Annotated in this window: 25 protein-coding genes; 15 read left to right on the forward strand and 10 right to left on the reverse strand. The window is 47.4% G+C overall.

From position 1 onward, the window contains the following. Positions 1-33 precede the first annotated feature (33 nt). Both ATB76_RS00540 and ATB76_RS00545 read right to left on the reverse strand, forming a co-directional pair. The gene (locus tag ATB76_RS00540; RefSeq protein WP_038876517.1) at positions 34-1,509 is read right to left on the reverse strand and encodes an MFS transporter; all 1,476 of its coding nucleotides are present in this window, start codon (positions 1,507-1,509) and stop codon (positions 34-36) included. A gap of 373 nt (positions 1,510-1,882) precedes the next feature. Further along, positions 1,883-3,253 carry an L-serine ammonia-lyase gene (locus tag ATB76_RS00545; protein WP_042604894.1) on the reverse strand — a complete coding sequence of 457 codons (1,371 nt, stop codon included), beginning with the start codon at positions 3,251-3,253 and terminating at the stop codon, positions 1,883-1,885. Positions 3,254-3,397: 144 nt separating this feature from the next. On the opposite strand from ATB76_RS00545, the gene ATB76_RS00550 reads away from it, so the two are divergent. After that, the gene (locus ATB76_RS00550) at positions 3,398-4,234 is read left to right on the forward strand and encodes a YdcF family protein (protein ID WP_061034385.1); all 837 of its coding nucleotides are present in this window, start codon (positions 3,398-3,400) and stop codon (positions 4,232-4,234) included. A 15-nt stretch (positions 4,235-4,249) separates the two neighbouring features. Here the strand turns inward: ATB76_RS00550 and ATB76_RS00555 are convergent, their stop codons facing one another. Together ATB76_RS00555 and ATB76_RS00560 are read right to left on the reverse strand one after the other, a co-directional pair. Then, positions 4,250-4,909 (reverse strand): hypothetical protein, encoded by a 660-nt coding sequence (locus tag ATB76_RS00555; RefSeq protein ID WP_038868264.1) that lies wholly within the window; start codon positions 4,907-4,909, stop codon positions 4,250-4,252. 527 nt (positions 4,910-5,436) lie between these two features. Continuing rightward, the gene (locus ATB76_RS00560) at positions 5,437-5,697 is read right to left on the reverse strand and encodes a DUF333 domain-containing protein (RefSeq protein ID WP_038876511.1); all 261 of its coding nucleotides are present in this window, start codon (positions 5,695-5,697) and stop codon (positions 5,437-5,439) included. 228 nt (positions 5,698-5,925) lie between these two features. Between ATB76_RS00560 and ATB76_RS00565 the strand changes: the two genes are divergently transcribed. Next, complete coding sequence (locus tag ATB76_RS00565) at positions 5,926-6,444, forward strand: NUDIX hydrolase (RefSeq protein ID WP_005443683.1); 519 nt, start codon at positions 5,926-5,928, stop codon at positions 6,442-6,444. Positions 6,445-6,848: 404 nt separating this feature from the next. Here the strand turns inward: ATB76_RS00565 and ATB76_RS00570 are convergent, their stop codons facing one another. The 4 genes from ATB76_RS00570 to flgA all read right to left on the reverse strand — a co-directional run bounded on the left by ATB76_RS00570 (position 6,849) and on the right by flgA (position 9,250). Then, positions 6,849-7,526, reverse strand: coding sequence for a lytic transglycosylase domain-containing protein (locus ATB76_RS00570; RefSeq protein WP_061034743.1), 678 nt, complete (start codon positions 7,524-7,526; stop codon positions 6,849-6,851). Between the two features lie 46 nt (positions 7,527-7,572). Beyond that, positions 7,573-8,010, reverse strand: a complete 438-nt coding sequence (gene flgN, locus ATB76_RS00575) for a flagellar export chaperone FlgN (RefSeq protein WP_009705036.1) — start codon at positions 8,008-8,010, stop codon at positions 7,573-7,575. A 22-nt stretch (positions 8,011-8,032) separates the two neighbouring features. Continuing rightward, positions 8,033-8,314, reverse strand: a complete 282-nt coding sequence (flgM, locus tag ATB76_RS00580; RefSeq protein ID WP_027726655.1) for a flagellar biosynthesis anti-sigma factor FlgM — start codon at positions 8,312-8,314, stop codon at positions 8,033-8,035. A 138-nt stretch (positions 8,315-8,452) separates the two neighbouring features. Beyond that, the gene (gene flgA / locus ATB76_RS00585; RefSeq protein ID WP_081094879.1) at positions 8,453-9,250 is read right to left on the reverse strand and encodes a flagellar basal body P-ring formation chaperone FlgA; all 798 of its coding nucleotides are present in this window, start codon (positions 9,248-9,250) and stop codon (positions 8,453-8,455) included. Positions 9,251-9,328: 78 nt separating this feature from the next. Here flgA and flgB point away from each other — a divergent pair, with 78 nt between their 5' ends. The 12 genes from flgB to ATB76_RS00645 are packed head-to-tail and all read left to right on the forward strand — an operon-like array spanning position 9,329 to position 19,319. Further along, complete coding sequence (gene flgB, locus ATB76_RS00590; protein ID WP_005432433.1) at positions 9,329-9,691, forward strand: flagellar basal body rod protein FlgB; 363 nt, start codon at positions 9,329-9,331, stop codon at positions 9,689-9,691. Between the two features lie 2 nt (positions 9,692-9,693). Further along, the gene (gene flgC, locus ATB76_RS00595; RefSeq protein WP_005432431.1) at positions 9,694-10,128 is read left to right on the forward strand and encodes a flagellar basal body rod protein FlgC; all 435 of its coding nucleotides are present in this window, start codon (positions 9,694-9,696) and stop codon (positions 10,126-10,128) included. After that, positions 10,128-10,814, forward strand: a complete 687-nt coding sequence (gene flgD, locus ATB76_RS00600; protein ID WP_061034386.1) for a flagellar hook assembly protein FlgD — start codon at positions 10,128-10,130, stop codon at positions 10,812-10,814. The genes flgC and flgD overlap by 1 nt, the downstream gene beginning before the upstream one ends. Positions 10,815-10,840: 26 nt before the next feature. Continuing rightward, positions 10,841-12,040, forward strand: coding sequence for a flagellar hook protein FlgE (gene flgE, locus ATB76_RS00605; RefSeq protein ID WP_005535960.1), 1,200 nt, complete (start codon positions 10,841-10,843; stop codon positions 12,038-12,040). A gap of 12 nt (positions 12,041-12,052) precedes the next feature. After that, positions 12,053-12,784 carry a flagellar basal-body rod protein FlgF gene (gene flgF, locus ATB76_RS00610; RefSeq protein WP_005435899.1) on the forward strand — a complete coding sequence of 244 codons (732 nt, stop codon included), beginning with the start codon at positions 12,053-12,055 and terminating at the stop codon, positions 12,782-12,784. 27 nt (positions 12,785-12,811) lie between these two features. Then, entirely contained in the window at positions 12,812-13,597 is a 786-nt protein-coding gene (flgG, locus tag ATB76_RS00615) for a flagellar basal-body rod protein FlgG (protein ID WP_005432423.1), read from the forward strand. 32 nt (positions 13,598-13,629) lie between these two features. Beyond that, positions 13,630-14,301 (forward strand): flagellar basal body L-ring protein FlgH, encoded by a 672-nt coding sequence (flgH, locus tag ATB76_RS00620; RefSeq protein WP_039975823.1) that lies wholly within the window; start codon positions 13,630-13,632, stop codon positions 14,299-14,301. Then, positions 14,301-15,422 (forward strand): flagellar basal body P-ring protein FlgI, encoded by a 1,122-nt coding sequence (locus ATB76_RS00625; RefSeq protein ID WP_038895878.1) that lies wholly within the window; start codon positions 14,301-14,303, stop codon positions 15,420-15,422. The genes flgH and ATB76_RS00625 overlap by 1 nt, the downstream gene beginning before the upstream one ends. A 10-nt stretch (positions 15,423-15,432) precedes the next feature. After that, complete coding sequence (locus tag ATB76_RS00630) at positions 15,433-15,981, forward strand: rod-binding protein (RefSeq protein WP_061034387.1); 549 nt, start codon at positions 15,433-15,435, stop codon at positions 15,979-15,981. Continuing rightward, on the forward strand, positions 15,982-17,355 hold the full coding sequence (flgK, locus tag ATB76_RS00635) for a flagellar hook-associated protein FlgK (protein ID WP_042599912.1): 1,374 nt from the start codon (positions 15,982-15,984) through the stop codon (positions 17,353-17,355). Between the two features lie 12 nt (positions 17,356-17,367). After that, positions 17,368-18,267 (forward strand): flagellar hook-associated protein FlgL, encoded by a 900-nt coding sequence (flgL, locus tag ATB76_RS00640; RefSeq protein ID WP_042599911.1) that lies wholly within the window; start codon positions 17,368-17,370, stop codon positions 18,265-18,267. 11 nt (positions 18,268-18,278) lie between these two features. Then, positions 18,279-19,319: a flagellin gene (locus ATB76_RS00645; RefSeq protein WP_042599909.1), complete on the forward strand. Its 1,041-nt coding sequence runs from the start codon at positions 18,279-18,281 to the stop codon at positions 19,317-19,319. Positions 19,320-19,443: 124 nt separating this feature from the next. Here ATB76_RS00645 and ATB76_RS00650 read toward each other — a convergent pair whose 3' ends face one another. Together ATB76_RS00650 and ATB76_RS00655 are read right to left on the reverse strand one after the other, a co-directional pair. Continuing rightward, positions 19,444-22,173 carry a DUF2339 domain-containing protein gene (locus ATB76_RS00650; protein WP_061034388.1) on the reverse strand — a complete coding sequence of 910 codons (2,730 nt, stop codon included), beginning with the start codon at positions 22,171-22,173 and terminating at the stop codon, positions 19,444-19,446. A 211-nt stretch (positions 22,174-22,384) separates the two neighbouring features. After that, the gene (locus ATB76_RS00655) at positions 22,385-23,929 is read right to left on the reverse strand and encodes a phospholipase D family protein (RefSeq protein WP_061034389.1); all 1,545 of its coding nucleotides are present in this window, start codon (positions 23,927-23,929) and stop codon (positions 22,385-22,387) included. A 441-nt stretch (positions 23,930-24,370) separates the two neighbouring features. On the opposite strand from ATB76_RS00655, the gene ATB76_RS00660 reads away from it, so the two are divergent. Continuing rightward, positions 24,371-26,164, forward strand: a complete 1,794-nt coding sequence (locus ATB76_RS00660) for a sodium:proton antiporter (RefSeq protein ID WP_061034390.1) — start codon at positions 24,371-24,373, stop codon at positions 26,162-26,164. Positions 26,165-26,296: the final 132 nt, after the last annotated feature.

Here is a 26,296-nt window from a genome sequence, read left to right on the forward strand (position 1 = left end):
GGCTTCCGTTTTTCGTTTGCTGCTGAGAGAGAATTAGTTTTGCTCAACCACTTCCAATTCAGCTTCACTTTGTTTTGCTGCTTCAAGCATCTTACGAATGATGAACGATGCACCAAGTGCGATAGCCACCATTACCACCGCTAGGATAGTCAGCAGTTGGAAGTATTCGCCGTAAACGTGTTGTACGATCTCTTGGGTGATCTCTTGACCTTTCTCTAGTGCGATAGACGTAGAGAACGCAGCACCAACGATACCACTTAGTGCGATTGCTACAGAGAACAAGCTTACTGAGAAGTTTTCGATGTGCTTAGGTGCCACAGATAGAATGAACGCAACTACCATTGAACCTACGATAACTTCCGCAATTGCTTGGAAGAAGTGAATCGCTAGGAAGATTTCAGGCATGATGATAACGTCTTCGCCAACAGTCGTTACCGCGAACGTTAGGATGCCGAATGCGATAGCGGTTAGCACGAATGCCAATGCAATCTTAGTCGCGGTTGATAGGTGAATATCACGTTTTTCTAGCATGCCAAAGAAGCCAGCAACGATAGGGCCACCAACCATACACCATAGTGGGTTCATTGCCATTGCTGCTTCAGGCTCTAGTGGGATGAAGCCAAATAGAGAACCTTTCAGAGTGTTGATCGCTACCATGTTCATTGAAGTCATCATTTGACCGTAGTAAACGAAGAAACACGTGGTTAGGAAGGTAACGATAAGGATAGTACCCATCTTCAATGATTCTGCTTTGCTTGCTTTCAACATCAAAGAAACAAAGTAAAGAATCGCTGCACCGCCGATGGCGTAAACGATGTTTTGACCGATATCCATGTTAGAGAACATGAAGAATACCAGTGCAATCATCGCCGCTGAGATAATCGCGAAGAAAATCCAGTTCTTCATGCTTACGCTTTGACGATCCAGATCAGAAGCAACGCCAACCAAGCCTTTGCGGAACACAAGTAGCATCACCAATGCTGCACCAGCCATCACTGCTGAAATAGTGAAACCACCATTAAAGCCGATGATAAGCACAATCATAGGGAATAAGTATTGGCCTAGGAAAGCGCCCACGTTGTTCACTGAGTAGTTAATTGGGTAGCCTTTCTCGAAGTCTTCTTGTGACTTAAAGGTACGTTTGTACAAGCTAGGGTAAGAAGGAGACATTAAACCACGGCCGTAACTTGCTAGCGCGATACCACACATTGAAAGCGGTACGTTGGTTGCCGAAGCACCAAGAACAAGCAGTACGTAGCCAGATGCGAATGCTAAGAAGGCAATCGATAGAGAGCGGTAAGCACCTAAAAATTTGTCAGCGATAAAGCCGCCAGCAATCGCAAATAGAGGGCCAATCGCCGAAAATGCACCGACGATCATCATGGTATCAGCTTCGTTGTAATTCAGATCCTCTAAGAAGAAACGCGTCAGACTGACTAACACGCCGTAAAATGATAAGCCAAACATCATTTGGCAGAACATCATAGATTTATTTAGTTTATTCCACATAATTAAATACTCACTATTGCGAGAAAGGTAGTTATTATTTCTGTTAAATGTTACTTAAACGCTATGTTACATATTGAAACAATTGTCGCATAAACTGGATTTAATGCACTAAAATTTCTAATGCGAAACGTTTGCCTCACTAATGTGTTGTTCTAGATCAACTAGAAATTATGTGAATAAATGACCAAAAAGTAACAATTTATAAGATGATTGTTCTCATATGGTTTTTAAGGTTTTGAAAAGTCGTTGAAATAATAAACAGACGGGAGAGTTTGAGTAAATAAGGTGGTTTTTGATAAGAAAACAGGCGTTGGCGGAATTTTGTCCGCCAACAATGAAAAGTATTAATTAGCAATAACTGATATAAAGTATGCTATTCGCATGGTGGGGCCATATGAATCACCGCGAGTCCACCAAGTGATGTCTCACGATATTTCTTATTCATGTCTTTGCCCGTTTGGTACATGGTTTCGATAACTTTATCTAATGAAATAAGGCATTTGCTGGTGCGTTTCAGTGCCATGCGTGATGCGTTAATGGCCTTCATCGCGCCCATCGCGTTTCGCTCAATACACGGCACCTGAACCAGACCGCCAATTGGGTCACAAGTCATGCCAAGTGAATGCTCCATGGCGATCTCTGCGGCAATACAGATTTGCTCATTGCTGCCTCCACGCAGTGCCGTTAAGCCTGCGGCCGCCATCGAAGAAGATACGCCGACTTCGCCTTGGCATCCGACCTCTGCTCCTGAGATGGAAGCGTTGGTTTTGTACAAGATGCCAATTGCCCCCGCCACGGCTAAGAAGTCTTTCAGTTGCTTGTTATCGAGCTCTTTAATGAAGCGATGGTAGTACATAAGCACGGCAGGAATAACACCGGCAGCACCATTGGTTGGTGACGTCACTACCTGACCACCTGCAGCATTCTCTTCACTCACTGCGAAAGCAAACAGGTTAATCCAATCCATGATCTCCATTGGATCGTTCTCGACTGCCGCATTGGCTTCGAGTTTTTTGAGTAGGTTTGGCGCTCGGCGAGTTACGTTCAACCCGCCTTCGAGAATGCCTTCGGTATCAAAGCCTCGTTGCATGCACAGCGACATCACTTTCCAGATCTGCTCAGCTTTTTGATCGATCTCTTCCTGTTCGCGAAAAGCCAATTCGTTTTGTAGGATCATGCCTCCTAGACTGAGGCCATTGAGCTCTGCGTTTTCCAACATTTCGTCGGCAGAAGAAAACGGAAAGCGTACTTCAACTTGAGCATCATTGCTGCCGTGTTCCAGTTCCGCTGCCGTAGCGATAAAGCCACCACCAATAGAGTAGTAAGTTTCAAACGCCACCTGATCACCAGAAGCATCATAAGCCGTGATGGTCATGCCATTTTCATGAAGAGGAAGGTTATCACTGTGGAAGACAATATCGTGATCATAGCTAAACACGATCTCATGAACACCTGCAACCGAGAGTGTGCCATGTTCAATGGTATGTTGTAGCGCCGCTTTTGCACTGGTCATTTTAATGGTATCGGGTTTATTGCCCATTAAACCAAGGACGGTAGCGCGGTCTGTATGGTGGCCTTTGCCAGTCAGCGATAAAGAACCGTAAAGGTCAACTTGCACCTTGTGCACTTTCGCCATAGAGTCGCTAAGTAATTGAGTGAAATGGTAACCTGCGAGCATTGGGCCATTGGTGTGGGAGCTAGATGGACCGACACCGACCTTAAAAATATCGAAAATCGACAGCATAATTGACTTCCTTTCTCTACGGACCTTTATTCAGGTCTCTAAAATGACATTGTTAATTAGATGTTAATACCTGTGAGAGTATTGGCAAAGCAGATTTTTGTATACAAATTGTTCGCTAAAGTATGAGTAATTGAGATCTGGGTAATGAAGTTAAATAAGGTAGTGATCATTTTAGGTAAGCGGTTGGTGCACGATCAGTTAAGTGCTGAAGGTCGCTCACGCGTGGAAGCGCTGTTGAATGTTTTAAACGAATTTTGCTTTGAGACGACTGCCTTGGTTTTTTGTGGCGGTGTGACCCAAGGACAAACCGTCTCAGAAGCGGGTGCGATGTACCGCTACTTTTACCAGTTAGCTAAGGCTAGGGAAATCGATTTTCCTGAGCAGCAGGTCATCATCGAGAATCGTTCACTCAATACGGTGCAGAACATGCAAAATGCCGCTGCTGAGTTATTGAGAAGTGGCCTTTGCGAGGCAGGGCAAACCATTGACGTCACTTTACTCTCCAATGACTACCATCTAGAGCGCATCATCGAGATTCAAACCTTAATGGATGAACAGGGTTTATTACGCGTATTGAAGTCGCGCTGTGCAGAAATGGGCGTAAAGCTCAACATTTCACTCGACCTCTCACACCATGTGAGTGTGCCTTACCCTAGTACAGGCGTTTTAGCGGAAGCATTTTTGTTGTTTGATGAACTCACGACTTACCGCGTGTATCTAGAGGGAGTTAAGCGTGGCGCCTTTGAACGTGATCTCGCTGAGGTACGAGCAAAGCCTTTAGACATTGGCCTTAGTGCGATAGAAAAGCTTCAAGCGCTCGATTTAGAGCCTGAAGTGCGAGGGCAAATTGCAGAGATGAAAAAGGCCATCGAAATGACGGCCTTTGATGATTCAGTGGTTGCAGCAGAGCAAGCGTTAGCAGTGTTTCATCCGATATTAACGACGTTGAACCTGCAACTTGACCCCGAAGCGAATAGCTAGTTAAGCCACTTCAACTTACTGACGCTTAAGTTCGCGACGTGTGCGTACGGCACTTAGCGCGATTAGGCTATAACACAACAGCTCCATACCTTCTTCTGAGATGTTTTTCACATCGCGTACGTAGTGCTCGCCCATTACGTGTTGCCAGAAGCTACCCATGCCGTACAGGCGAGAGAACACCAACAACAAGATCACTGAGCCGATAAGTAGCTTCATGTAAGGTGATTGTAGAATGGTTGCCATTTCGTTCACGGTGCCTTTACCACCTTGGTAAGCTTTCGCACAAGCCAGTGCCGCTAACGCAAGGGCAGGAAAGACCCAAGAACCGTGGTGGATCATGTCAAACCAGTAATCCATTTCACGGATCATCAATACCGCAAAAAAGCCTGAAATAAGTATCGCGGCATGTGAGACATGAGTCTCTTGTTTAGACATGCGGAAGAAAGACCAAGATGCAACCGCCAGCATGATCAATTGCAGTGTTTCAGTAATAGAGGTTTCGCCCAATGAAGAACCTAATAAAACGTAGTCCACTCGGATACTTAGGTTGACTAAAATACTGATGGCAACAATGGTGAGTGCACTTAGCATCGACTTATAGATGATGCGTTTTGATTCTTCTGTAATGACGTTCGTTTGTGCCGATTCGGCTTGCTTAACAGTATTTGTTTTCATCCTGACCACCCGCTCCGATAAAAATGTGGAAAAAACGTGAAATTTCGTGATGTGTGCAAGGGATTTTATTGACCACTTGGAAAGTAATGTCAGGGGAATGTCAGAATAAAACGCCGTTCGATATCGTATCGCTATGCGGTAAGGCTGGTGGATAAAGGGCTAAGTATCAGAATGTAGGGAAATTTACGGTAAACAAAAAGGAGCTTAACGCTCCTTTGTTGATAAAATTGTAATCTTAGATTGCGTAAATGTTAACTATTAGGGTCTGTTGACCTTTCGAGCTGATTTTTGCAGCGAATTGTTGGATATTTATACAAGGCAGAGACTTTGCTGTGTAGCTAGCCTACATGAGAAGTTGATAACGCAGTAGAAATGGCCAACAAACGCTGCCCAAAGGGTTCGGCTAAAATCGTTTTATGCTTCGTTAAGGAGTATTTGCTTAGAATGACTAGGCAGCATAATCCTTGCCTCGCCTAAAACGATTTTATCTCGAACAAAATTTAACCGCGAAAGATCAACAGACCCTATTACGACTCGCCATCTTCTTTGTGGTTGTTGCGGTAGTATTCCCACTGCTCAAAGCGCTCGTTTTCAGACAGTTGGCAGTAAGTTACGCGTTCACCATTTTCCGTTACTGTATCTAGCTCGCCGCCTTGCTGTACGCAGTATACCGCTGCTGGGTTTGCTGCTGATGTGTATTCATTTGAGCGAGTCGCACCTTCATAAGTTGAACAACCTGCCAACACCATCGCTGCTGCCACTGCCGTTACTAAAGTTGTCTTTTTCATTCTTGATCTCCGCATGGGATTAACGAGTAGTGTGTTGATTATAGGAGAGTTTCAGAAAAATATTGTCTTATGTTTGTTAAAAGCACGACGCTTGTAAGGGAATTCTGTGCAATTTTAGAATTTGCTCACTGTTCGCCTATATTTGTTTCAGACGTGCTCAAATTGAAACTTGGGAATGCGCATGAATTTCGGTAGTATGCGCGCAAAACATTCACAGCGGAATCTGCGATGAGACATTTGAAAACCACCACGCACCCAGATATCGAACATCTGGATGACAAAATCATCTTCCAACGCAATGCGGCGCGCGCCATTGTATTAGATGGTGAAGATGTCCTGCTTCTTTACACAGAGCGTTACCACGATTACACCCTGCCTGGCGGTGGCATCGATGACGGTGAGGATGTGATTGCAGGTTTGGTTCGTGAGTTGGAAGAAGAAACGGGTGCGAAGAACATTCACAACATCAAGCCTTACGGTATCTTCGAAGAATTTCGTCCTTGGTACAAAGACGATGCCGATGTGATGCACATGACGTCTTATTGCTACACGTGCAAAATTGACCGTGAGCTAGGTGAAACGGCTTATGAAGATTACGAAGTGAAGAACGGCATGCGCCCAGTTTGGATGAATGTTCACGACGCGATCGCGCACAATGAAAAGACGATGGCAGAAAGTCCGAAGAAAGGCATGAGCATTGAACGCGAAACCTTCTTGCTACAACTTATCGCAAAAGAGTTGTTGTAACCCTCCTCAGATCAAAATTGTAACTTCCAAGCAATAAAAAAAGTCCGAGCTCCCCCCCGGAACCCGGACTTATTCCAGACGCGCAAGCGAAGCGTCATCTCGATATTCTGTTTTTTGTATCAATCTGTGAAAACAATAGCGGCTTTATATTTGTTGTGTAAATAATTAATAGGTCTAACTATTGGTTTTCACTTTATTTGCACACATAATGTGATGGATATCTAGCCAATACACAAGTGCAAGTTGGTAAATTATCAGCAAACCACTGCTCTTTCTTATCTTTGAGATACATTACCGTAACTTTTATGCACGCGTTTGCATCGAGATCACGAGTTTGCAAATTGGCAGAACAGGATCTTGTAATTTTACGTGCTTCTGACATTGGTGGAATTTAGTGAGAGTGTTCACAATTCCACGAGTGGGGGTAATCGACTAAGGTCTATAAGCGGTTCGGCGTAGATGGAGGATTGGTTTGCAAACAAAAGTAATGGCTGGAAAGAATCGGTACGCAATTGCTGTATGTTTACCAAACGTTCCAATGCGTAAAAGCGATTAACGTATTGCTGAGTCTCTTTGGGCAAAGTAAGTGCCGTGAAATCTCGACTGTCTGCTTTTTTGATGGCTCGTGCAACGCGACCTTCTCCTGCATTGTATGCGGCCAGAGTGAGCGCAATATCTTGATCAAACTTGTTATACAGAAATTCCAAATATCTTATGGCGGCTTGAGTGCTGGCTTTAGTATCAAAGCGCTCATCTTGCTTATCGCTCACTTGCAAGCCAAAGCGCGTCGCTGTAGCAGGAATCAGTTGCCATAAACCGGCGGCATTGGCGTGTGATACTGCTTTCGGGTTGTAAGATGATTCCAGCATGGGCACTAACACCAAGTTGGCGGGCAAAGACTTTTGCTTTAGCTGTTTGAAAATATGATCGAGAAGCGGGCTAACGGAATCGAGACGTTGGCTAATTTGCGTTTGATATGGCGCGAGCACTTGATATTGCTGACTGATAGTGACTTCATGCGGCTTGGCCATCGTCATTGGAGACAAGCACATTGCGCACAAAACAAAAAAGCCCACAGCAATCGACCGGGATGGCGGTAGACTCTGCAGGCAAGGCGAGAATCGTTGTTTAGAACGAGCGCTCTTCATAAGTGTGTTGCACAGGTTGTTTGAGTTGACTGACTAACTCTTGGAACGCTGCAGAGCTTTGGCCATTGCTCTGATTGTCCTGTTGGCATTGTTTCACCAAGGATTCCAACAGCGTCCATTGTTTTCTCGCTTGCGTACCAATCTTGGCGGGCAAGGCATTGAAAATACGATTCACACTGGTCTCATTACAAGGCAATCCGAGCTTACGCATTAACTGGCTTCTTTCACTTGCAGAACGACCAAGCTGATTCAAAATCGGCATTTGTTTTTGAATGTTCTCGCTTAGCGCCTCACCATCGAACTTCAAATACAGTGCTTTTTGCTGTTGAATCAGCCCCAACAATTGCTGGTAGAGTTTGATGTCTTCGGAAATAGAACGAACAAACTGCTGAATATGCTGTGATGCCGCCGTTGCCATGCATGACTCCTAACGCGCTGCGTTACTCGTGACCGGTGTGAAATTGCATTACTGCTTTGGATAATGCTTTGGTATCTAGATTCAGTTCACCACGTGCCAACGCATTGCGAATTTGCTCAACCTTTGCCATGTCTACGTCTGGCAGGGATTTCATTTCTGCTTGAGCGCGATCGATCGCAGCTGTGTTCGCTTGAAATGCCGGTTCGTTAATTTTGCTCTGTGCAATGGTGTCGACTGGCTTTTTACTCGCCTGCTGGAATTTAGTTTGTGGGACATGACCGCCCGCGACTTTGTCGATTTTCATGCTGTTGTCCTCAATCATCATGTTCTAAATCGAATAGGCGACTAGGGTGTGATGAACATTAAATATTTATTTTTTGTACTCGAAGTTCACCTGCGCTGACGAGTGCCTAAATCGAAAAATGATAACCTGAGTCCAAAATCAAAATTGGGTATGCACCTGATTGAGCCCCGTTACGACAGCGCGTATCACCTTGCCAGAACTGATGTTTTCTACCTCAATCTGCTGACCTTTTTTACCTTGTTCTAAAGCGACCCCTTTGGTGCTGGCACTAAATCCATCTTTGCTGGCGATGATGATCACTTCGTTGCCTTTCTCGATCAATGGCGGCGAACTTAAGTTGGTTGGGTCAATGATTTGGCCTGCGCGAATGCGGCGGGTGGTTTCAAGGCCAATGGCTTGGTTTGCTTTTGTGAAGAAATCGTCTTGGCGCGAAATTGTGCGTGTTTCTGATTTTAAGTTTGAGGCTGAGAGGGTTTCGTTTCGGTCAATTGTGCTGGTGGCGACAAGCACAGGAAGCGTCACCGCCGATTTGATTGTGACATTGATGCGCCATGGAGAGCTCACCGCTTCACAACTGACAGCACGCTTTAAATTGCCAACAGGTAACGGGCGGTTATCGCGTCCTGTGATTGCCAAAGGGGCGTCACAAACCGGTAGATGATTGGCAGAACCTGGCACCCATATTTGATAATCGAGTTGGTAGTTTCCCCATTGACGTGAGTGTGCTACTTGCGCCACTTCTTGCTCAAACTGCTCGCCGACAATGGCTTCTAACTCGTCTGCGGTTAGGTTTTTTTCATTCGCTAAAGCACTGACTGAGCTTGCACTCAAAGCCAAACCGCAAAGCAGCATGATTGAGGAAAATCGACCTTTCCCCTTGGCTTGAATGGTTTCCGTAAACCGGAAGCGAGGCTTCCTTCCTTGTTTGTAATTCATTGATATATATAACTAAATTTTATGGCATGCATCTTGTTTTGATCTTGGCGTATTCGAGCCGACTTTAAGGAAAGATGCATGGCGATCACATTCGAAAATGCGTTAGGTGTACATCCAGAGGCACTCAATTTTCGCGTTCAGCGTACCAAAGTCCTCGCCAGTAACCTAGCAAATGTTGATACCCCTGGGTACTTGGCAAAGGACCTAAGTTTCACCACCGTGATGAACCAAATGTCAGCGGGCAGTGTGAACAAACCGGTGCCGAAGTTTCAGGTTGAGGCGCAATATTCGGTGCCTTACCAAAACAGCAAAGACGGCAACACTGTGGAACTGGGCGTTGAACAAGCCAAGTTCACGCAAAACAACATGGACTTTCAAACCAGCCTGACGTTTCTCAACATGAAATTCAGTGGCTTGGCGAAAGTGATTGAGGGACGTTAAACATGTCATTTACTGATATCTATTCGATCACTGGCTCGGCGATGACGGCGCAAACTGTTCGCCTGAACACGGTAGCCAGTAACCTTGCCAACGCCGATGCGGTGTCTGCCAATCCGGATGATGCCTACAAAGCACTCAAACCTGTGTTTGCCACTGTGTATCAGAAAACGCAGATGGCGACAGAAAACGGTGTTTATCCGAATGCGGAAGTGCGCATTGTAGATGTGGTGCAGAACGCGGGTCAGGCAGAAAAACGCTTCGAACCTAACAACCCGTTAGCGAACGACGAAGGCTACGTGTACTACCCAGACATTGATGTGGTGTCAGAGATGGCCGACATGATGTCCGCAACGCGCAGCTTTGAAACCAATGTGGAAGTGCTGACGAATGTGAAAAGCATGCAGCAAGGTCTGCTTCGACTAGGGCAGGGTAATTAATGAGTCTCGCACAATACACTGCGCTCTCTTCTGACGCACCAGTCGCAACGACCGCTAGTGGTGATACGGGCGGCATTTCAGCGAACCCGTCGGATATGAACAGTGCAACGTCACTACAAAACGAGTTTATCTCGCTCATGGTGGCGCAAATTCAAAACCAAGATCCGCTGAACCCGCTTGATGGTACTGAGTATGTCAGCCAGCTAGCGCAATTTTCGCAAGTTCAAAGTACAGAAAACATGTCGATGCTGATGCAAAACAGCATGGTATTGCTCGACAACATGCAGGTGCTTTCAACGGCAGGCTTGGTTGGTCAGACCGTGTACGTCTCTTCGAATGAATTTGAACTTGGTGAAGGCGTGCAAAGTGGCAAGGTCGAGCTAGAACACGGTTCGAACCAAGTGACGTTAGTCGTCAAAGATGAGTTCGGCCAATCAACCAAAGTGCCTTTAGGTGCACACGGTGCGGGTGACGTCGAATTCTCGATCAATCCAGAAGATCTTGGTTTGAAACCGGGTAAATACACCGTTGCGGTGGAAGTTCAAGAAGGGCAAAAGAGCCCAAATGTTTTGCTGGCAGGCACGGTTGAGCAGGTACGAATTCCTAGCTCAGGTGGCGCGGCACTGGTCAATGTTCAAGGCGTTGGCAACGTTCCTTTCTATCAAATCACTCAGTTTGGTGCTTAACCAAATAAGGAAATCAGAGGTTATTTATGAGTTTTAACATCGCACTTAGTGGTCTGGACGCGACCAACACAGAGTTAAACACCATCAGCCACAACATTGCCAACGCATCAACGTACGGCTTTAAAGGTGGCCGCACAGAATTTGCAGCGGTTTACAACGGCATGCAGCCTGGCGGCGTAGAAGTGGCGTCGATTTCTCAGAACTTCGATAAGAATGGTTCGGTGACAGGCACGGGCCGTGCAATGGACTTGGCGATCAACGGCAGCGGCTTCTTCGTGACGAAAGATCACATGGGTCAGATGCTTTACACTCGCGCCGGTGTGTTTGGCACTGATAAGAACAACTTTGTGACCGCAAATAACGGTGCCAAGTTGCAAGGTTACAGCGTAGACAACAATGCGAACCTTCAAACTGGCTCTGTTGGCGACATCAAAGTTTCTACCTCTTCACTTAACGCAAAAGCGACCGACAATCTGGACTTTGTGGCGAACTTTGATGCGAGCGCAACGGCAGTCGACCAAGCGATTTACCCATTCGATTCTTCCGATCCAAACTCATTCAACTCTTCTTACACCACGAAGGTGTACGACTCACTTGGCAACTCGCACACAGTCACTCAGTACTTCACGAAGACATCAGATAACGAATGGCAAGTGAACGTGGAAGTCGACGGTGCACCGACGACGCCAGCAACGGCTCAAACGGTTCAATTCAATACTGACGGCACGCTAGCTTCTCCAACAGGTTCTTTCAACGTTGCATTCCCAGCTGCGGGCGCAAACGCAATGAGCATTGATATCAGCTTGAACGGCAGCACTCAGTTTGGCGCTGCGTTTGGCGTGAGCACTAACAACCCGAACGGTTACACCTCAGGTGAGCTTGCGGGCGTTCGAGTGGAAGACAACGGCATGGTTTACGCCACATACACCAATGGTCAGTCTCAGTTGCAAGGTCAGGTTGTGCTTGCGGATTTTGCTAACACGCAAGGTCTATCGAAAGTGAGCGGCACGGCTTGGACACAAAGCTTTAGCTCAGGCGCGCCAATCATGGGTGTTCCGGGTACAGGCACATTGGGTGACTTAACACCGGGTGCACTAGAAGGCTCAAACGTTGACTTAACCAGCGAGCTGGTTGCGCTCATGACGGCGCAGCGTAACTACCAAGCGAACGCGAAAACCATTTCGACCAATGACAAGCTGACTCAAGCTCTGTTCAACGCGGTGTAATGGGAGAGTCGCATGGATAGCTTGTTATTTACTGCCACGTCGGGTGCGAGTCGAGTTCTTAAGGCTCAGCACGTACGTTCGAACAACTTATCGAATGCTGACACCGCAGGTTTCCGTGCCGATATGGAACGCGTTCGCAGCGTTGAGCTACAAGGTGCGGGCTTTGATGGCCGTACTATGGTGGTGACCAACTCAGCCGCAACGCGTTTTGATTCTGGCGACATCATGAAAACCGGTCGTCCTCTGGATGTGGCGATCATGGGCGAGGGCTACCTCACCGTTGAAACACCAATTGGCAATGAAGCTTACACCCGAGCGGGCAACATCAAAGTCGATACCTTTGGTGCAATGAGTATCAACGGTTTCCCTGTTGTCGGTGAAAACGGACCAATCGTTGTGCCTGATTTTCAGAAGATTGAAATCAGTGAACGTGGCCGTGTCTCTGTGATTCCTCCCGGTGGTGGTGCAGAAGTGGAAGTGGGCACCTTGAAGATGGTGAAACCGCCAATCAACCAGTTGCAAAAAGAGAGCGACAGCTTGCTGCATAGCGTAGATGGCGTGCCCTTCCCTGCGGATGAAACCGTGCAGCTTTCTCCAGAGCACATTGAGGGCAGTAACGTGTCTGCCATTGATGAGTTGCTGAGTGTGATGTCGCTGACACGTAACTTCGAAATGCAAGTCCGCATGATGAAAACAGCAGAAACCTTGGCGCAAGCCGGAAACAAATTGATGGCGGCGAGATAACCCTCTCACGTCCAAAGGAGATAACCAATGCATTCAGCATTATGGGTAAGTAAAACGGGCATGGCAGCTCAAGATACCAAAATGACTGCCATCTCTAACAACCTAGCGAACGTTAACACGGTCGGCTTTAAGCGTGACCGCGTGGTGTTTGAAGACTTGTTTTACAGCATTCAGCGTCAACCGGGCGCGCAAGTCGACCAAGTGAATGAACTGCCAAGCGGTGTTCAGCTTGGTTCTGGTGTTCGCGTAGTCGGTACGCAGAAAGTCTTCACCCAAGGCAACACACAAAACACCACTCAAGAGTTGGATTTAGCGGTGATGGGGCAAGGCTTCTTCCAGATCGAAAACTCTGACGGCCAGATCATGTACACGCGTAATGGTCAGTTCCACATCAACTCAGAGGGGTTGATGGTCAACAGCCAAGGTTTGCCACTAGAGCCGCAGATCCAAATCCCAGACAACGCGATTTCGTTCTCTGTGGGTGTGGATGGCACGGTAACAACCACATCGGCTGACGACCCAACGCCACAGCAGTTGGGTCAAATCACGCTGGCGAAGTTCATCAACCCAGCGGGTTTAGAAGCCGTTGGCGGTAACTTGTTCCGTGAGACAGAAGCAAGTGGCCCTGCGGATGAATTGATTGCAGGCGAAGACGGAGCGGGCAGCATCAAACAGGGCGCTTTAGAAGGCTCGAACGTGCAGGTAGTGGAGGAGATGGTCGACATGATCACTACTCAACGCGCGTACGAGATGAACGCCAAAGTAGTTTCTGCCGCAGACGACATGCTGAAGTTTGTCGCGCAATCGATGTAAGTAAGAAATTGGTGATGATGAAGGAAAAAGCAATGAAATGGCTTTCGAAGAGTTGGGCAGTTGCCGTCGTGTTGCTGGTGGGATGTGCAGGTCGTGATGAGTTTATTCCGCCAGAGCCAAACACAGACGAATACGCGCCGCCAGTGTTGGATTACACCTTGCCAGAGGCAAAGTCCGGTAGCCTTTATCGTCACCAATACACCATGACGTTATTTCAAGATCGCCGAGCCTACCGAGTCGGTGACGTTTTGACCGTGCAGCTCTCTGAAGAAACCTCTTCAAGCAAGAAGGCGGGCACACAGTTTGGCAAAAGCTCAACGGTAGACTTTGCCGCGCCAACCATTGGCACAAAAACCATAGATGAGTTGGGCGTAAGTATTGATGGCAGCCGCAACTTCGATGGCAGTGCGTCCAGCTCGCAAGGCAACAAGTTACAAGGGGCGATCACTGTAACGGTGCATGAGGTACTGCCAAATGGTGTGCTTCGCATTAGCGGTGAAAAGTGGCTCCGACTCAACCAAGGCGACGAATTTATTCGCCTAACAGGCATTGTGCGCGTTGATGACATCAACCGCAGCAACCAAGTGTCTTCTCAACGTATTGCGGATGCTCGCATTACCTACGCTGGTCGTGGTGCATTAGCCGACAGCAACGCCGCTGGGTGGCTGACTCAGTTCTTCAACAGCCCATGGGTACCATTCTAATGAAGCCAATCAACGCATTCTTTACTTCTTTCCTATTGGCTCTGACCTTGGGACTTCCTGCCACTTCACAAGCCGAAGTGGAAATTCCGATCATGGACTTGGTGGATGTGCAGGGCATCCGAGAAAACCAATTGGTCGGTTACGGTTTAGTAGTGGGCTTGGCCGGTCAAGGTGACCGTAACCAAGTGAAATTCACCGCTCAATCGATTACCAACATGCTGCGCCAATTTGGTGTTCAGATTGATGACAGCATGAACCCGAAATTACGTAACGTGGCGTCAGTGAGCGTTACTGCATCCGTTGACCCCATGGCGGGACCGGGGCAAACACTGGATGTAGTGGTTTCTTCTATAGGTGACGCAAAAAGCTTACGTGGCGGTACGTTACTGCTCACGCCACTGCGCGGTATCGATGGTGAAGTGTATGCCATTGCTCAAGGTAGCGTGGTTGTTGGCGGTCTGTCAGCCGAAGGCAGAAGCGGCTCAAAGGTTGAAGTGAACACGCCAACTGCGGGTCGCATTCCCAATGGAGCAACGCTAGAGCGAGAAATCGAAACCGACTTTAATCAGCGTGACGAAATCACGTTGAATCTGCGCAAGCCTAGCTTTACGACAGCGAAGAATATCGCCCGTGAAATCAACAATACTTTTGGTCCAAACGTAGCGAAAGCCATCAACAAAGCGCGCGTCGAAATGCGTGCGCCGATGGACACTCAACAGCGTGTCACCATGATGTCGATGTTGGAAGAAATGAGTGTGGAAGAAGGTCGTAAACCAGCTCGAATCGTCTTCAACTCCCGAACGGGCACGGTGGTGATTGGTAAGAACGTTAAGGTTGGTGAAGCGGCAGTAAGCCACGGCAACTTGACTGTTCGAATCTCCGAATCTCAACAAGTCAGCCAACCGAACGCGTTTGCTGATGGTGAAACCAAAGTCGTGGATCAAACCCAAATCGAAGTAAACGAAGAGCAAGCGCAAATGGTGATTTGGCCTCCGGGTACGGAACTGAACACCATCGTCAATGCTGTAAACAGTTTAGGCGCAACGCCAACGGATCTGATGTCGATCCTGCAAGCATTGAACGAAGCGGGCGCGCTGAATGCTGAGCTAGTGGTGATTTAAGGAGTCAGCGATGAAGTTAGATACGAGCGGCGATCAAGCACAACTCAATACCATGCTGTATCACGAAAACAGCGCCCTAGCGAGCATCAAGAAAAGCCGCGATCAAGAAGGTGCTCTTGAAGTGGTTGCGGGTCAATTCGAGGCGATGTTCCTACAAATGGTGCTACGCCAAATGCGCAGCAGCAGTGATGTATTGGCCGACAAAGACAGCCCGTTTGCTAGCCAACAACAAGGCGTGTTTCGCGATATGTACGATGGGCAATTGGCGATGGAATTGGCAAAAAAACAGAACTCCGGCATCGCCAATATGCTGATCCAGCAACTGAGCCCTTCAATGCGCGAAGTGGCGTTCGACCAATCACGCAATGTCTCTCCGGCGAACGATGGAAAAGTGGTCAGCCTTGAACGCACGTCACAACTTGAAAACGATGAAATCGCGATGAAGACCGACGCAGTTAATCCCACGCTACAAGCGGTCGCCTCTGTTAAACAAGTGCTCGGTGAAGCCGGAATGACGACCGCATTTACTCAGCCGCTGATCAGGAAAATGGAGCTGTAAATGAACCTTGTTAATATCGCCCTTTCAGGCTTAAACGCGAACCGTGTGGCGTTGGATGTGACCGCGCAAAACGTGGCAAACATCAACACGCCGGGATACAGCCGACAACAAGCGCTAACCGCGTCTGTTGGTGACGGTAAGTACAACAAGCTCAGCCCTGGCATGGGTGTTGAAGTGACGAGTATTCGCCGTGTCACAGACCAGTTCTTGGTGAAGCAAACGTGGTCTACCAACAGTTTAGCGGCGTATTCGGCGGGTTATACCACCGCTATGAGCCAGCTTGAGAACACGCTTGGCGCGGATGGATTCAGTGTTTCTGCGGGGTTAGATTCCCTCAATGCTGCGCTGAATGATGCCACAGTAAAACCAGAATCAATCCCATACCGTCAGCAGATCATTAATGAATCGGAAGCGCTGGCGCGTCGTTTCAATACGTTAACCGAGTCCCTTCATAATCAGCATAAAGACATGAGTGACCAGCGCACTGCGGCGTTGAACCATGCCAACAGCTTGATGGCGAACATTGCGGATGTGAACAAGCAGATCGTAGAGATGCAAGGCACAGGCGGCAATCCGGCTCAATTGATGGACACTCGCGATGTGCTGATTGGCGAGCTTTCTCAAATCGTTGAAATCAAAACTACCGACCAACCAGACGGAAGCATGCAGGTGACACTCGCTTCTGGTCAGCCTTTGGTAATGGGTTCGGATTATGGTCAGCTGACAGCGAAGCCAGATCCAAGCGACCCATACCTTGCGGATTTGAGTGTCGATTTCGCCTCGCAAAGCTTTGTCATTGACCATTCGGTAGGTGGCAAGTTAGGCGCGATTAACGATTATCAAACCGAAGTGCTTAAGCCAAACCAAGTCGCTTTGGATGACATGGCAAAAGCATTGGCGGATGAATACAACGCTGTGCTGGCAACAGGGAAAGATCTCAACGGCAATCCGGGCAAGCCATTGTTTAGCTACGATCCGGCAAACCCAGCAGCGAGCCTCACCATTACTGATATCAGCGCGGAAGAATTAGCGTTCTCCAGCGATGGCACTCCGGGTAATGCAGATGTGTTGAATGACCTAATTCAACTGAGCAATAAGCCGGTTTCAGTCACTGGCTATGGCTCACTGAGCTTAAACGATGCGTTCACCGCAATGGTCGGTGAAACGGCGATCAAAGCACGCCAAGCAGAAGCGGATTATGAAGCTAAAGCGGCAATGAACAAACAAGCGCATGCCGCGCGCGACAACGTCAGTGCGGTGAACAGCGATGAAGAAGCGGCGAATCTGATGACATTTGCTAACGCACATAACGCCAACATGAAAGTCATTAGCACCGCTAACCAGCTTTTCGACTCTGTATTGCAGTTATTCTAAAAGGAACCCGAGATGCGAATCAGTGACAGTCAATTTAGCCAAATGATGCTGCAAAGCCTGCAAACCAATAACGCAGGTTTGGGGCATGTTCTTCAACAAATGGCCACGGGTGACCGACTAACCAAGCTTTCTGACGATCCTATGGCGTCGATTAAGCTGCTGAACCTTGAGCGTGAAAACAGCGCGATCGGCCAGTACCAAAGTAATATTGCCAACCTGAAAACCACGCTTTCTGCTCAAGAAACCCATTTGGATTCGGTCAACGAGAGCTTGAAGAGTGTGCGTGATTTGGTGCTTTGGGGAGCGAACGGCACATTAACCGATGAAGACCGTAGCGGCATGATCATTGAGCTTAAAAGCTACCGTGACTCGATTGAATCTTCATTCAACGCCCAAGACGAGGAAGGCCACTACCTGTTTTCTGGCACTCAGACGGATACGCCCGCGGTGAGCAATGCTGGTGGTGCGTACCAAGTTGATGGCAACAGCGATAAGCGCGTGGTCACCGTCGCAAAGGGCGTGACCATGGATTCCAATATGACGGCGAAAGAGATTCTGGAGCTTGGCGGTGGCGATAACGTATTGAACCAAATCGATGCTTTGATTGCAGAATTTGAGAACCCGAGTCCGAACTTTCAAGCGGAAGTAGACGCTAGCTTATCTACCATTGATGATACCTTGGCGAACGTACTGGGGGCGATGACAGAAATTGGTGGCCGCCATAACAACCTCGACCTAATGGACAGCGCACACGGTGAAAACAAGTTGTTCGTTGATAAGGTGACCAGTGACTTATCGGCATTGGATTACGGTGAGGCGTCAGTACGTTTGAGCAACTACATGGCGGCGTTACAAGCAACGCAAGCTAGCTACGTGAAGATCAACGATCTCAACCTGTTTGATCGTATTTAAGGAAGTTTTGTATGGTGATGAGCACAGTAGAGGTAAGACCCCATAGCATACGCTTAGGTGGGCAAGAACAAGCCTCTATCATGCCAACCCGCTCAGCGGATTCGAGCAGTGCGATTAAGCCGCGTCCTACGCAAGTTCAGGCTGACACCGCGTCAGCCTATTCCGTTTCCGGTATTCAGCTTACTCAAGGCCAGCAACAAGCAACTGCGGTGCAAATCGCCTCTAAGTCGTTGCAAGTGATTGGTAAAGAGCTGACTCAAATCAAGCGAGGTTTGACCCAAGCTGTCAATCAAGGCGTGCAGAACGTTCCCGCTTTGCAAGAAGGGCTAGTACGTTCTAAAGCGTCGATTCAACAAGTGGTTGAACAGGCACGCTTTGACGGTCAGAAAGTGATTGATAACGAACTGCACCTCAAACTGGATAAAGCGGATATTCGCCGTTTCTCCATTCCCGGTTTGAACGTGCATCGTTTGAGTGAGAAAGCCGAGCAAATCCGTTTAGACTTTCCGCAAGGCCAATCGGTGATGATCCAATTTGATGGTCAAGCCGATGGTGCGCGCACCGTGAAAATGCTCGACCGCAGTTTGATTGCGATGGGCATGCGAGCGTCACTGGCAGAAGACGGCACCATTTTGTTTGAAGCGCGCGATACCGCATATCAACAAATGCAGCAAAAGGTGCTAGTGACGGGGGAAGGTCATCGTTTTCCTGCAGGACAAGCGAATGTTCTGAACCTAAAATCAGAACCGGATGGCATCGCTGAGTTGAGCTTTGATTTAGGCTCTCGTGATGGAATCAAGCAAACCATCGCCAAAGTGAATCAGCACATAAGACAAGTGCAAACCAGCTTGGAAGAAGCCAAAGCGTTTCACGGGGAGTTGAACTCGCAAATGCGTACTGTGCAGAGCCAATCCAAACAGTTAAGTGTTGCTGATGTGAATGCGAAACTCGATGGCTTTATGGCCACTTCCGGTCAGTTCAGCTCGACGTTCCAAGCGCTGAATGCACAAGCGAATGTTCGTCGTCATACTGTTGTGGCGCTGTTGAAATAACTCTTTATTTGAAATAGACCCAGTTGAAATAGCGCTTTAAGAACACTCCAAGATTCCCTTCTCAATTCACCAGTGGTTGCGTAACCCAGAAAAGAGTTGGGAATCACCTTTCTTATCTAAAACCTTATTCCACGTGCTCGACAGGTTCTGCGACCGAGCGATGGAGTTTTTGGAATAACCATCCTAATCCAATCAGTGATGCACCTAGGCCCAAGAAGCTGATCGCACGCCAGAAGCCATCCAATGAGCGGACATCCCACAGGAACACCTTAAGCGCGACGCACGCCAGTACGGCTAAGCCAATGCGTTGAATCGTCATTGCTTTGCGTGTGGCGCCAACCCAAGTCAGCAAGCCGCCGACAATCAAACCAGCAATCGAGTAAGTAAACAGCTCTGCCATGCCAGTCGGTTGCGCTAGCGTCATCGAGATAGGTTGCCAGAACTGGCGAATCGACATACCTAGCCAAATGGCTGCCAAGATAAGACCAAAGCTGGCGACCACAGAGCGTGGGATCTGCAACGTGTTCCAACGCTTGTAAGTAGTTACTAGCAACACAATCGCAGGCAACAACCAGCCAAGAGACAGCATATTGAACACAGGCATGGATTCAGCCGAAACATTATTGACCATCAACGGCGATTCGAGGCTATTGAGCAACATCATCAGCACAACAAAAGCGCCCCAAAGTAGGTAGCTGTAAGCTTGATAAACGCGCTCTAGTTGCTGTGCCAACTGGCTGCGATAGCTGTAAACCAACCCCATCACTAATGCTTGGTTAGCAAACACAATCACCGAAGTGAAATCGATGTAGCCAAGGTAGCCGTATTGTCCCGTCAGCCAGTAGTTGGTTTGGGTGAACACCGCCATCAAGAAAACGTGTAAGAACGCCCCTTCAAACCAATTGGCGAGTTCTGTATCTGAGCGATGTAACACAGTGCGAGCGTAAGCAAGAATCGCCAAAGAAGGCAGGTAACTGATCAGCACCCAAGCCCAGTGTCCAGCATTAACAGGCTGCCACTCTGGAATAAACGGTAACAGCGTTAGACGTACGACTAAGATGCCCATGGCGACTTTGACTGCCCAACTCGCTGGGCGGAATAGATTGGCTTGAGTCTGCAACGCCATAACCGCCACTTGAATCGAAATAGCGGTCGTGAGCCATGTGTCATTCAGCCAAACGAAAGCCGTTCCGGCAATGATGGCATGCATGATGGCGGAGCATTCCAGTGCCAGCGCTTTGAACCTTTGTCCAAGTAAGGCGTAGTAAACCGCAATTGCAGCGGTGAAGAACGTCCAACCTAGAACATGACCGCTCATGAACTCGTAGGTGTAGAGCAGGGTAATCAAAGTTATTGCAGGGGCAAGCACAAGGAAGAGGATACCTGTCAGTTGAGAGCGGTCACCTGCGAGTGTCTGTAATAATGTTCTCAGTGCAATCAACACGATACTAATGCCGAGCGCGAGCAGTACTGGCGTTTGTCCTTCAGTCATGTAGATAGATTCAAGCGCAATAGAAAGCAGCATGATCGCGGTAGAAGGCACCAATATCGATGGTAAATAGACTCTTAACGACCAAGTTTTACGAAGGGCGGGTAGCCAAATCATGACAGTAAAGAAGGCATAGAAGTAAATCATCTCAGCGGTATCAATGCTAGACATGCGAGCTAATGCCGACAGCACCAATAATGTCATCGCGAGAGCAATACCTGTCGGTGGATGTGTCCATCTGCCTTGGCAATGACGATAACGCGGTTTGAGTATCCAACCCATTCTTGGCACCGCAAACAGCAGGTACAAACTCAGAGAAAGGAAGATCGCAAACCATGAGAAAAGTTGCTCTATCGGCATGCTCTCAATCAGCAACAACATCCACAAAACATGCGGCACGGTAATTGATGGTGAAATCCAAGCGTGTCGGATCTTTTGCATCAGTAGCGTCGCGGCAACTGAAATTGCAGTGATGTAGCCAGCGAGTAAGTAATAGTTGGGCTCTGCACCGCCAATCCAAAGTGGTGCTGAATAACCACCGATTAAGCCGAGTACGGCCATCAAAGGGCCTTGGCGTAGAGAAAGCGCTAAGCTTGAAAATGCCGCGCCTGCCAAAATTACCAGTGATGCACTTGGCGATAAGAGTTGATAGAAGACAAACGCAAAGATCACCGTGCAGTAGATGCCAGTTAACCCTGTTCCGGTGATGGCGGCAGGGACGTATGTAAAGCCTTTCGCTCGTCCTGCTCGGTCTGGGGATTTCTGCTCGCGGCGATGGAACCATTCACCTGCTATCACGGTAGCAAGAGAGATGGAGAATGCGATGGTCACGCGCATGATTGGTGAAAACTCAATGTGGCTGCCAATCACTTGTACAAGATAACCACCACCAATCAACATGGCGAGTGCGCCAACCCAAACCAACCAGTTTTCTTGGATGTTGGTCAGCAGCTTATTGGCTTGTTTCTCAAATACGGATTCACTGCTTTGCGCCAGACCACCTATGTGTACTTCATCGAGTGAAGGGAGGCTCGGCTCGACGATTGGTGGTGATACTTCTTTGGCAGCTAGAGGCGCAGAGGTAGGCTCTGAAACCATTGTTGGCTTTGAATCTGATTTGATCGTCGGATCACTAGGTTGTGCGGGCTGTTCCGGCGGCGCTTGTTGTGGTTGAGAAGCGTGTTGCTCGGGTTCTGAAGTCGGTGGTGTGTCTCTCTCAAACCAACGCGCGCGCAGCTCTGCTAGTTCTTTATGAAGCTGAGACACTTCGTCTTCGAGCCTCGATATTCGACCGACTGCTTTCAACGTGATGAGCATGGCGAAAATCGCCAAGATAACCGCTAATGAGATAAACAACTGCTGCACTCCCTATCCGTTGTTTGAGAATCCTTAACTTTGAGCAACTTAGCTAAGCTTAGTTCACTGTGTGACAAGCTAACGCGATATACAACCGAGAACGATAGTTTTGAGATGGAGTCGCATATTTGGACGAACACTGGTAAAGCGTTCACCCTAAACTCATCTTTTTAAAGAGTTAAAAGCCTTTTTGAGAAAGACTTTTAAGATGTCGATTCATCTACAATATATCTTTTGGAACAACTGTCCTGAGTAGTACTCTGAGTCTTTTTATCATTGGTTCTTTATCATCAGGATTAAAGTCTTGGGTAATTCTCCAAGCATTCTCGGGCTTAATTTCCTCAGAAAAGGAATTATTCATTAACTGAGTAATTGTTGTTGAAGGAATGACGGTAATGCTCTCTGTATTTAAGTTTGCACTTCTTGGGTCAAAGTTATAGGTACCTATAACTGCTGTCTTGCCGTCAATCGTCATGCTTTTAGCATGGAGTGTGAAAATAGGCGTATGTTTCAACTTTTTATACATATGTTCAGTCATTACTTTCTGGCGAATTTTAGCGTCGGGTCTAAATTCATACAGACCAACACCTGTTTCCAGTAGAGCCTCACGATCTCTTTGATAGCCACTAAATGCCTCCAGATTGTCATTTGAGGCAAGGCTATTGGTAAGAATTTTGATGTCCACACCCTTATCGACCAAATGTTTAAGTAATGCTCTGTCTTGTTCTGTAGTAACTAAATATGGTGATTGAATATAGAGTGTCTCTTTTGCAGTCTTTGCTAGCTCGGCGAGCCTTTTTTGAGTTGGGCTACCTCCACCTAAAAAGGTACTTCTGTCATTTTTTCCTGGCTCATCGGATAGGTACTCGACGTCATCTAGCCATAAAAACCTTCCTTCTTGGTATAGCCGTTCAAATGTTTTGGGAACATTGGCTATTTCCCTTTGAATCTCTGGGTGGAAGTTTGCACTATCACAAGCGTAGATATGTATTGGTTGGTAATCAGGCTTTTCTTGGCCACTCTTTTGGCCAACAATATCTTCCACGGGCACACTAAGCTCATAATCCCAAAAGTCGTCAAAAGACTTTTTAATAGTATTTACTATTTGTCCTGCAAGAAAAACGTCACGATCGCGAAAGTTGAATTCGTGATCAAATCCAAAGTATTCATCAGCAATATTTCGACCGCCCGTGATGGCAAGTTGGTTATCAACAATAAAAACTTTATTGTGCATTCTCTGATTGAAGCCATGAAAGTCAAAAGCAAGGTTTCCGAGCTTTTGCACAATGTTCTTACCTAAATTGGCGTTTGGGTTATAAATTTTAATTTCAATATTTTCATGCGCAGCAAGAAATATGAGTTCCTCACCATCAGCTTCAAGCATAATATCGTCGACAAGAACACGTACTTTTACCCCACGTTCAGCGGCTTTTACCAAATAGTCAGTAGCGATCAACCCAACATTGTCAACGGAGAATATGAAGTATTGAATATCAATAGTTTTTTCTGCTCGCTCAGTCAACCACGCTCGTGACATCATTGCTTCTGCACCTTGTTCTAGAACATAAACACCAGTTTTTGAAGCCAGTTTTTGTTTAAAGGGTGTGAGATGGTGAGAAAGTGGTTTGGGTTCTTGCCCAGAGTTAACGCAATGACTCTGCTCCATAACAGCTGGTTGTGCAGTAGCTGCTTGAGAAATTATGAGGCTCAGCGCTAACCCCGCGCTTTTAGTCACATTTTGGATTGGATTTCTTCTTTTTTGCATCTTTTGAAAGCTCCGACAGTTTATTTTTAGATTTTTTAGTTACCTTTCCATCTGTTAACTACAAGAGAATTGTTTTTGAAAAGCAATTAGTTAGGGATAATATAACGAACAGATTTATTATGGTTCTAACCTGAAGAGTAACTTAAGTAAAAAATAAAATTCTTTTGATTTTTTAATGCTCTGCTTATAACGACGTTTTCCTTCAAATTTATTGATTTTAGTGGCCTTCTAGGCTCATACATTCCATTGTATTTTTATGTGTTAGTGAATATAGAACTAGAATTTTACATACAACGTCGAATAAATTTGAGATGGAGTCGCATATTTGGACGAACACTGGCAGCTTGTCTGCTCTACACTATATTCATAATAGATTTCAAAGTCTTAAATTGTGTAGAGCGTGAGCTCAACAAAATGACCATAAATATTAGGTGATAATTGATGCAAGTGGGCAACGAAGCGCTGGTGCTGTCAGCGGTTGGGGTTATTGGCTTAGGGTGCCAATGGTTAGCGTGGCGGATGCGTTTGCCGGCCATCTTATTCTTATTGTTGGCAGGTTTGATCGTTGGGCCATTCTTACAGTGGCTCAAACCCGATGAAATTCTCGGGGATTTACTCTTCCCCTTAGTCTCTCTCGCGGTGGCGGTGATTCTGTTTGAGGGCAGTTTAACCCTTAACTTTAAAGAGATTCGTGGGGTGAGCGGCTCGGTGTGGAGCATTGTCTCTGTTGGCGCGATCATCTCTTGGGTGGCCACCAGTGTGGCGACGCACTATTTCCTTGATTTTACTTGGGAGCTTGCGATTTTATTCGCCAGTTTAACCGTCGTGACAGGTCCAACGGTGATCGTGCCATTGCTGAGAACCGTGCGCCCAAGCTCCAAATTAGCCAATATCCTGCGCTGGGAAGGTATCTTGATCGACCCATTGGGCGCGTTGTTTGTGGTGATGGTGTACGAGTTCATTGTCTCGCACAATGCCGTTAACAGCGTCGAAGTGTTCGGTACCATCATTGCGGTGGGCTTGGTCCTCGGTGTTGCTTCTGGTGCTGCGGTGTCTACCGTTTTGCGTAGAGCTTGGCTGCCAGAATACCTTCAGCCCTTTGCGGTATTGATGGTCGTGCTCGGTGTGTTCTCGATTTCTAACCAAATGGAATCGGAAGCAGGTCTACTGACCGTTACTGTGATGGGCATGTGGCTGGCGAACGCCAAGGGCATCAATATTCAGCAAATCCTGCACTTTAAAGAGCACTTAACCATCTTGTTGATCACCGGGTTGTTCATCTTCCTAGCGGCACGCATCAGTCTTGATGATTTCGCGGCGCTTGGTAGCGGTGCGGTATTGCTGTTTGTTTTCATGCAGTTGGTATCGCGTCCACTTTCGATTTTCGCTTCAACTATTCGCAGTAACTTAACCTTCAAAGATAAGCTGTTCCTCTCGTGGGTTGCTCCGCGCGGTATCGTGGCGGCGTCCATCTCATCCCTGTTTGCTATCAAGCTGACGGAATATGGTATTTCAGAAGCCATGCTGTTGGTGCCAATGACCTTCATGGTGATCATTGGCACGGTGGTACTACAAAGTGCGACGGCGCGTCCTATGGCTAAAGCGTTGGATGTGGCTGAGCCTGCGCCAAGAGGTTTCCTATTGATTGGTGCAAACCGAGTGGCTCAAGAGATAGGTAAAGCGCTGGCGAGATACGATCGCAAAGTTCTGCTCACCGATTCAAACTGGGATTACATTAGCCAAGTTCGCATGTTGGGCTTAGACCATTACTACGGTAACCCGATCTCTAGCCATGCTGATGACAACCTGAATCTAATTGGCATTGGTCAAGTGGTGGCGCTAACGCCAGACCAACACTTCAATATCATGGCGTGTATGCAATTTGTCGGCGAGTTTGGCGAAGATAAAGTACATTGTCTGCAGAAAACCAAATCTAACGGCAATGAAAAACACTCAGTTGCGGAAGAGTATCACGGCAAATTATTGATGGGCGGCAACGTCAGTTACTCCCAAATGGCGAGTTTGCTGAGCCAAGGAGCTGAAATCAAACACACTAAGCTGAGTGAGAGTTTCACTTACCAAGATTACCTTGGGTACCACAAAGACAATTTGGTGATTCCGCTTTTCCATGTTGAAGAGAAAGGTAAAATTCAATTCTGTGATGATCCAGACCAGTTCATACCACCTACAACCAGCACGGTGGTGGCGCTTATTCAATCCGTCGAGGCTAAATAGCCTAAATGACATAGAGAACTGCCACTCTTGGCACATCGGAGTGGCAACATTGTTAATCGTTACCCAAGCTTAATAGAGCAGTGAGGCGCAGTGTTTTAAACGCAGCGCCTCGATATGCTTTCTTAGTCATAA

Origin of the sequence: Vibrio sp. MOR3, from assembly GCF_001557775.1 — a bacterium.
Lineage (GTDB): Bacteria > Pseudomonadota > Gammaproteobacteria > Enterobacterales > Vibrionaceae > Vibrio > Vibrio jasicida.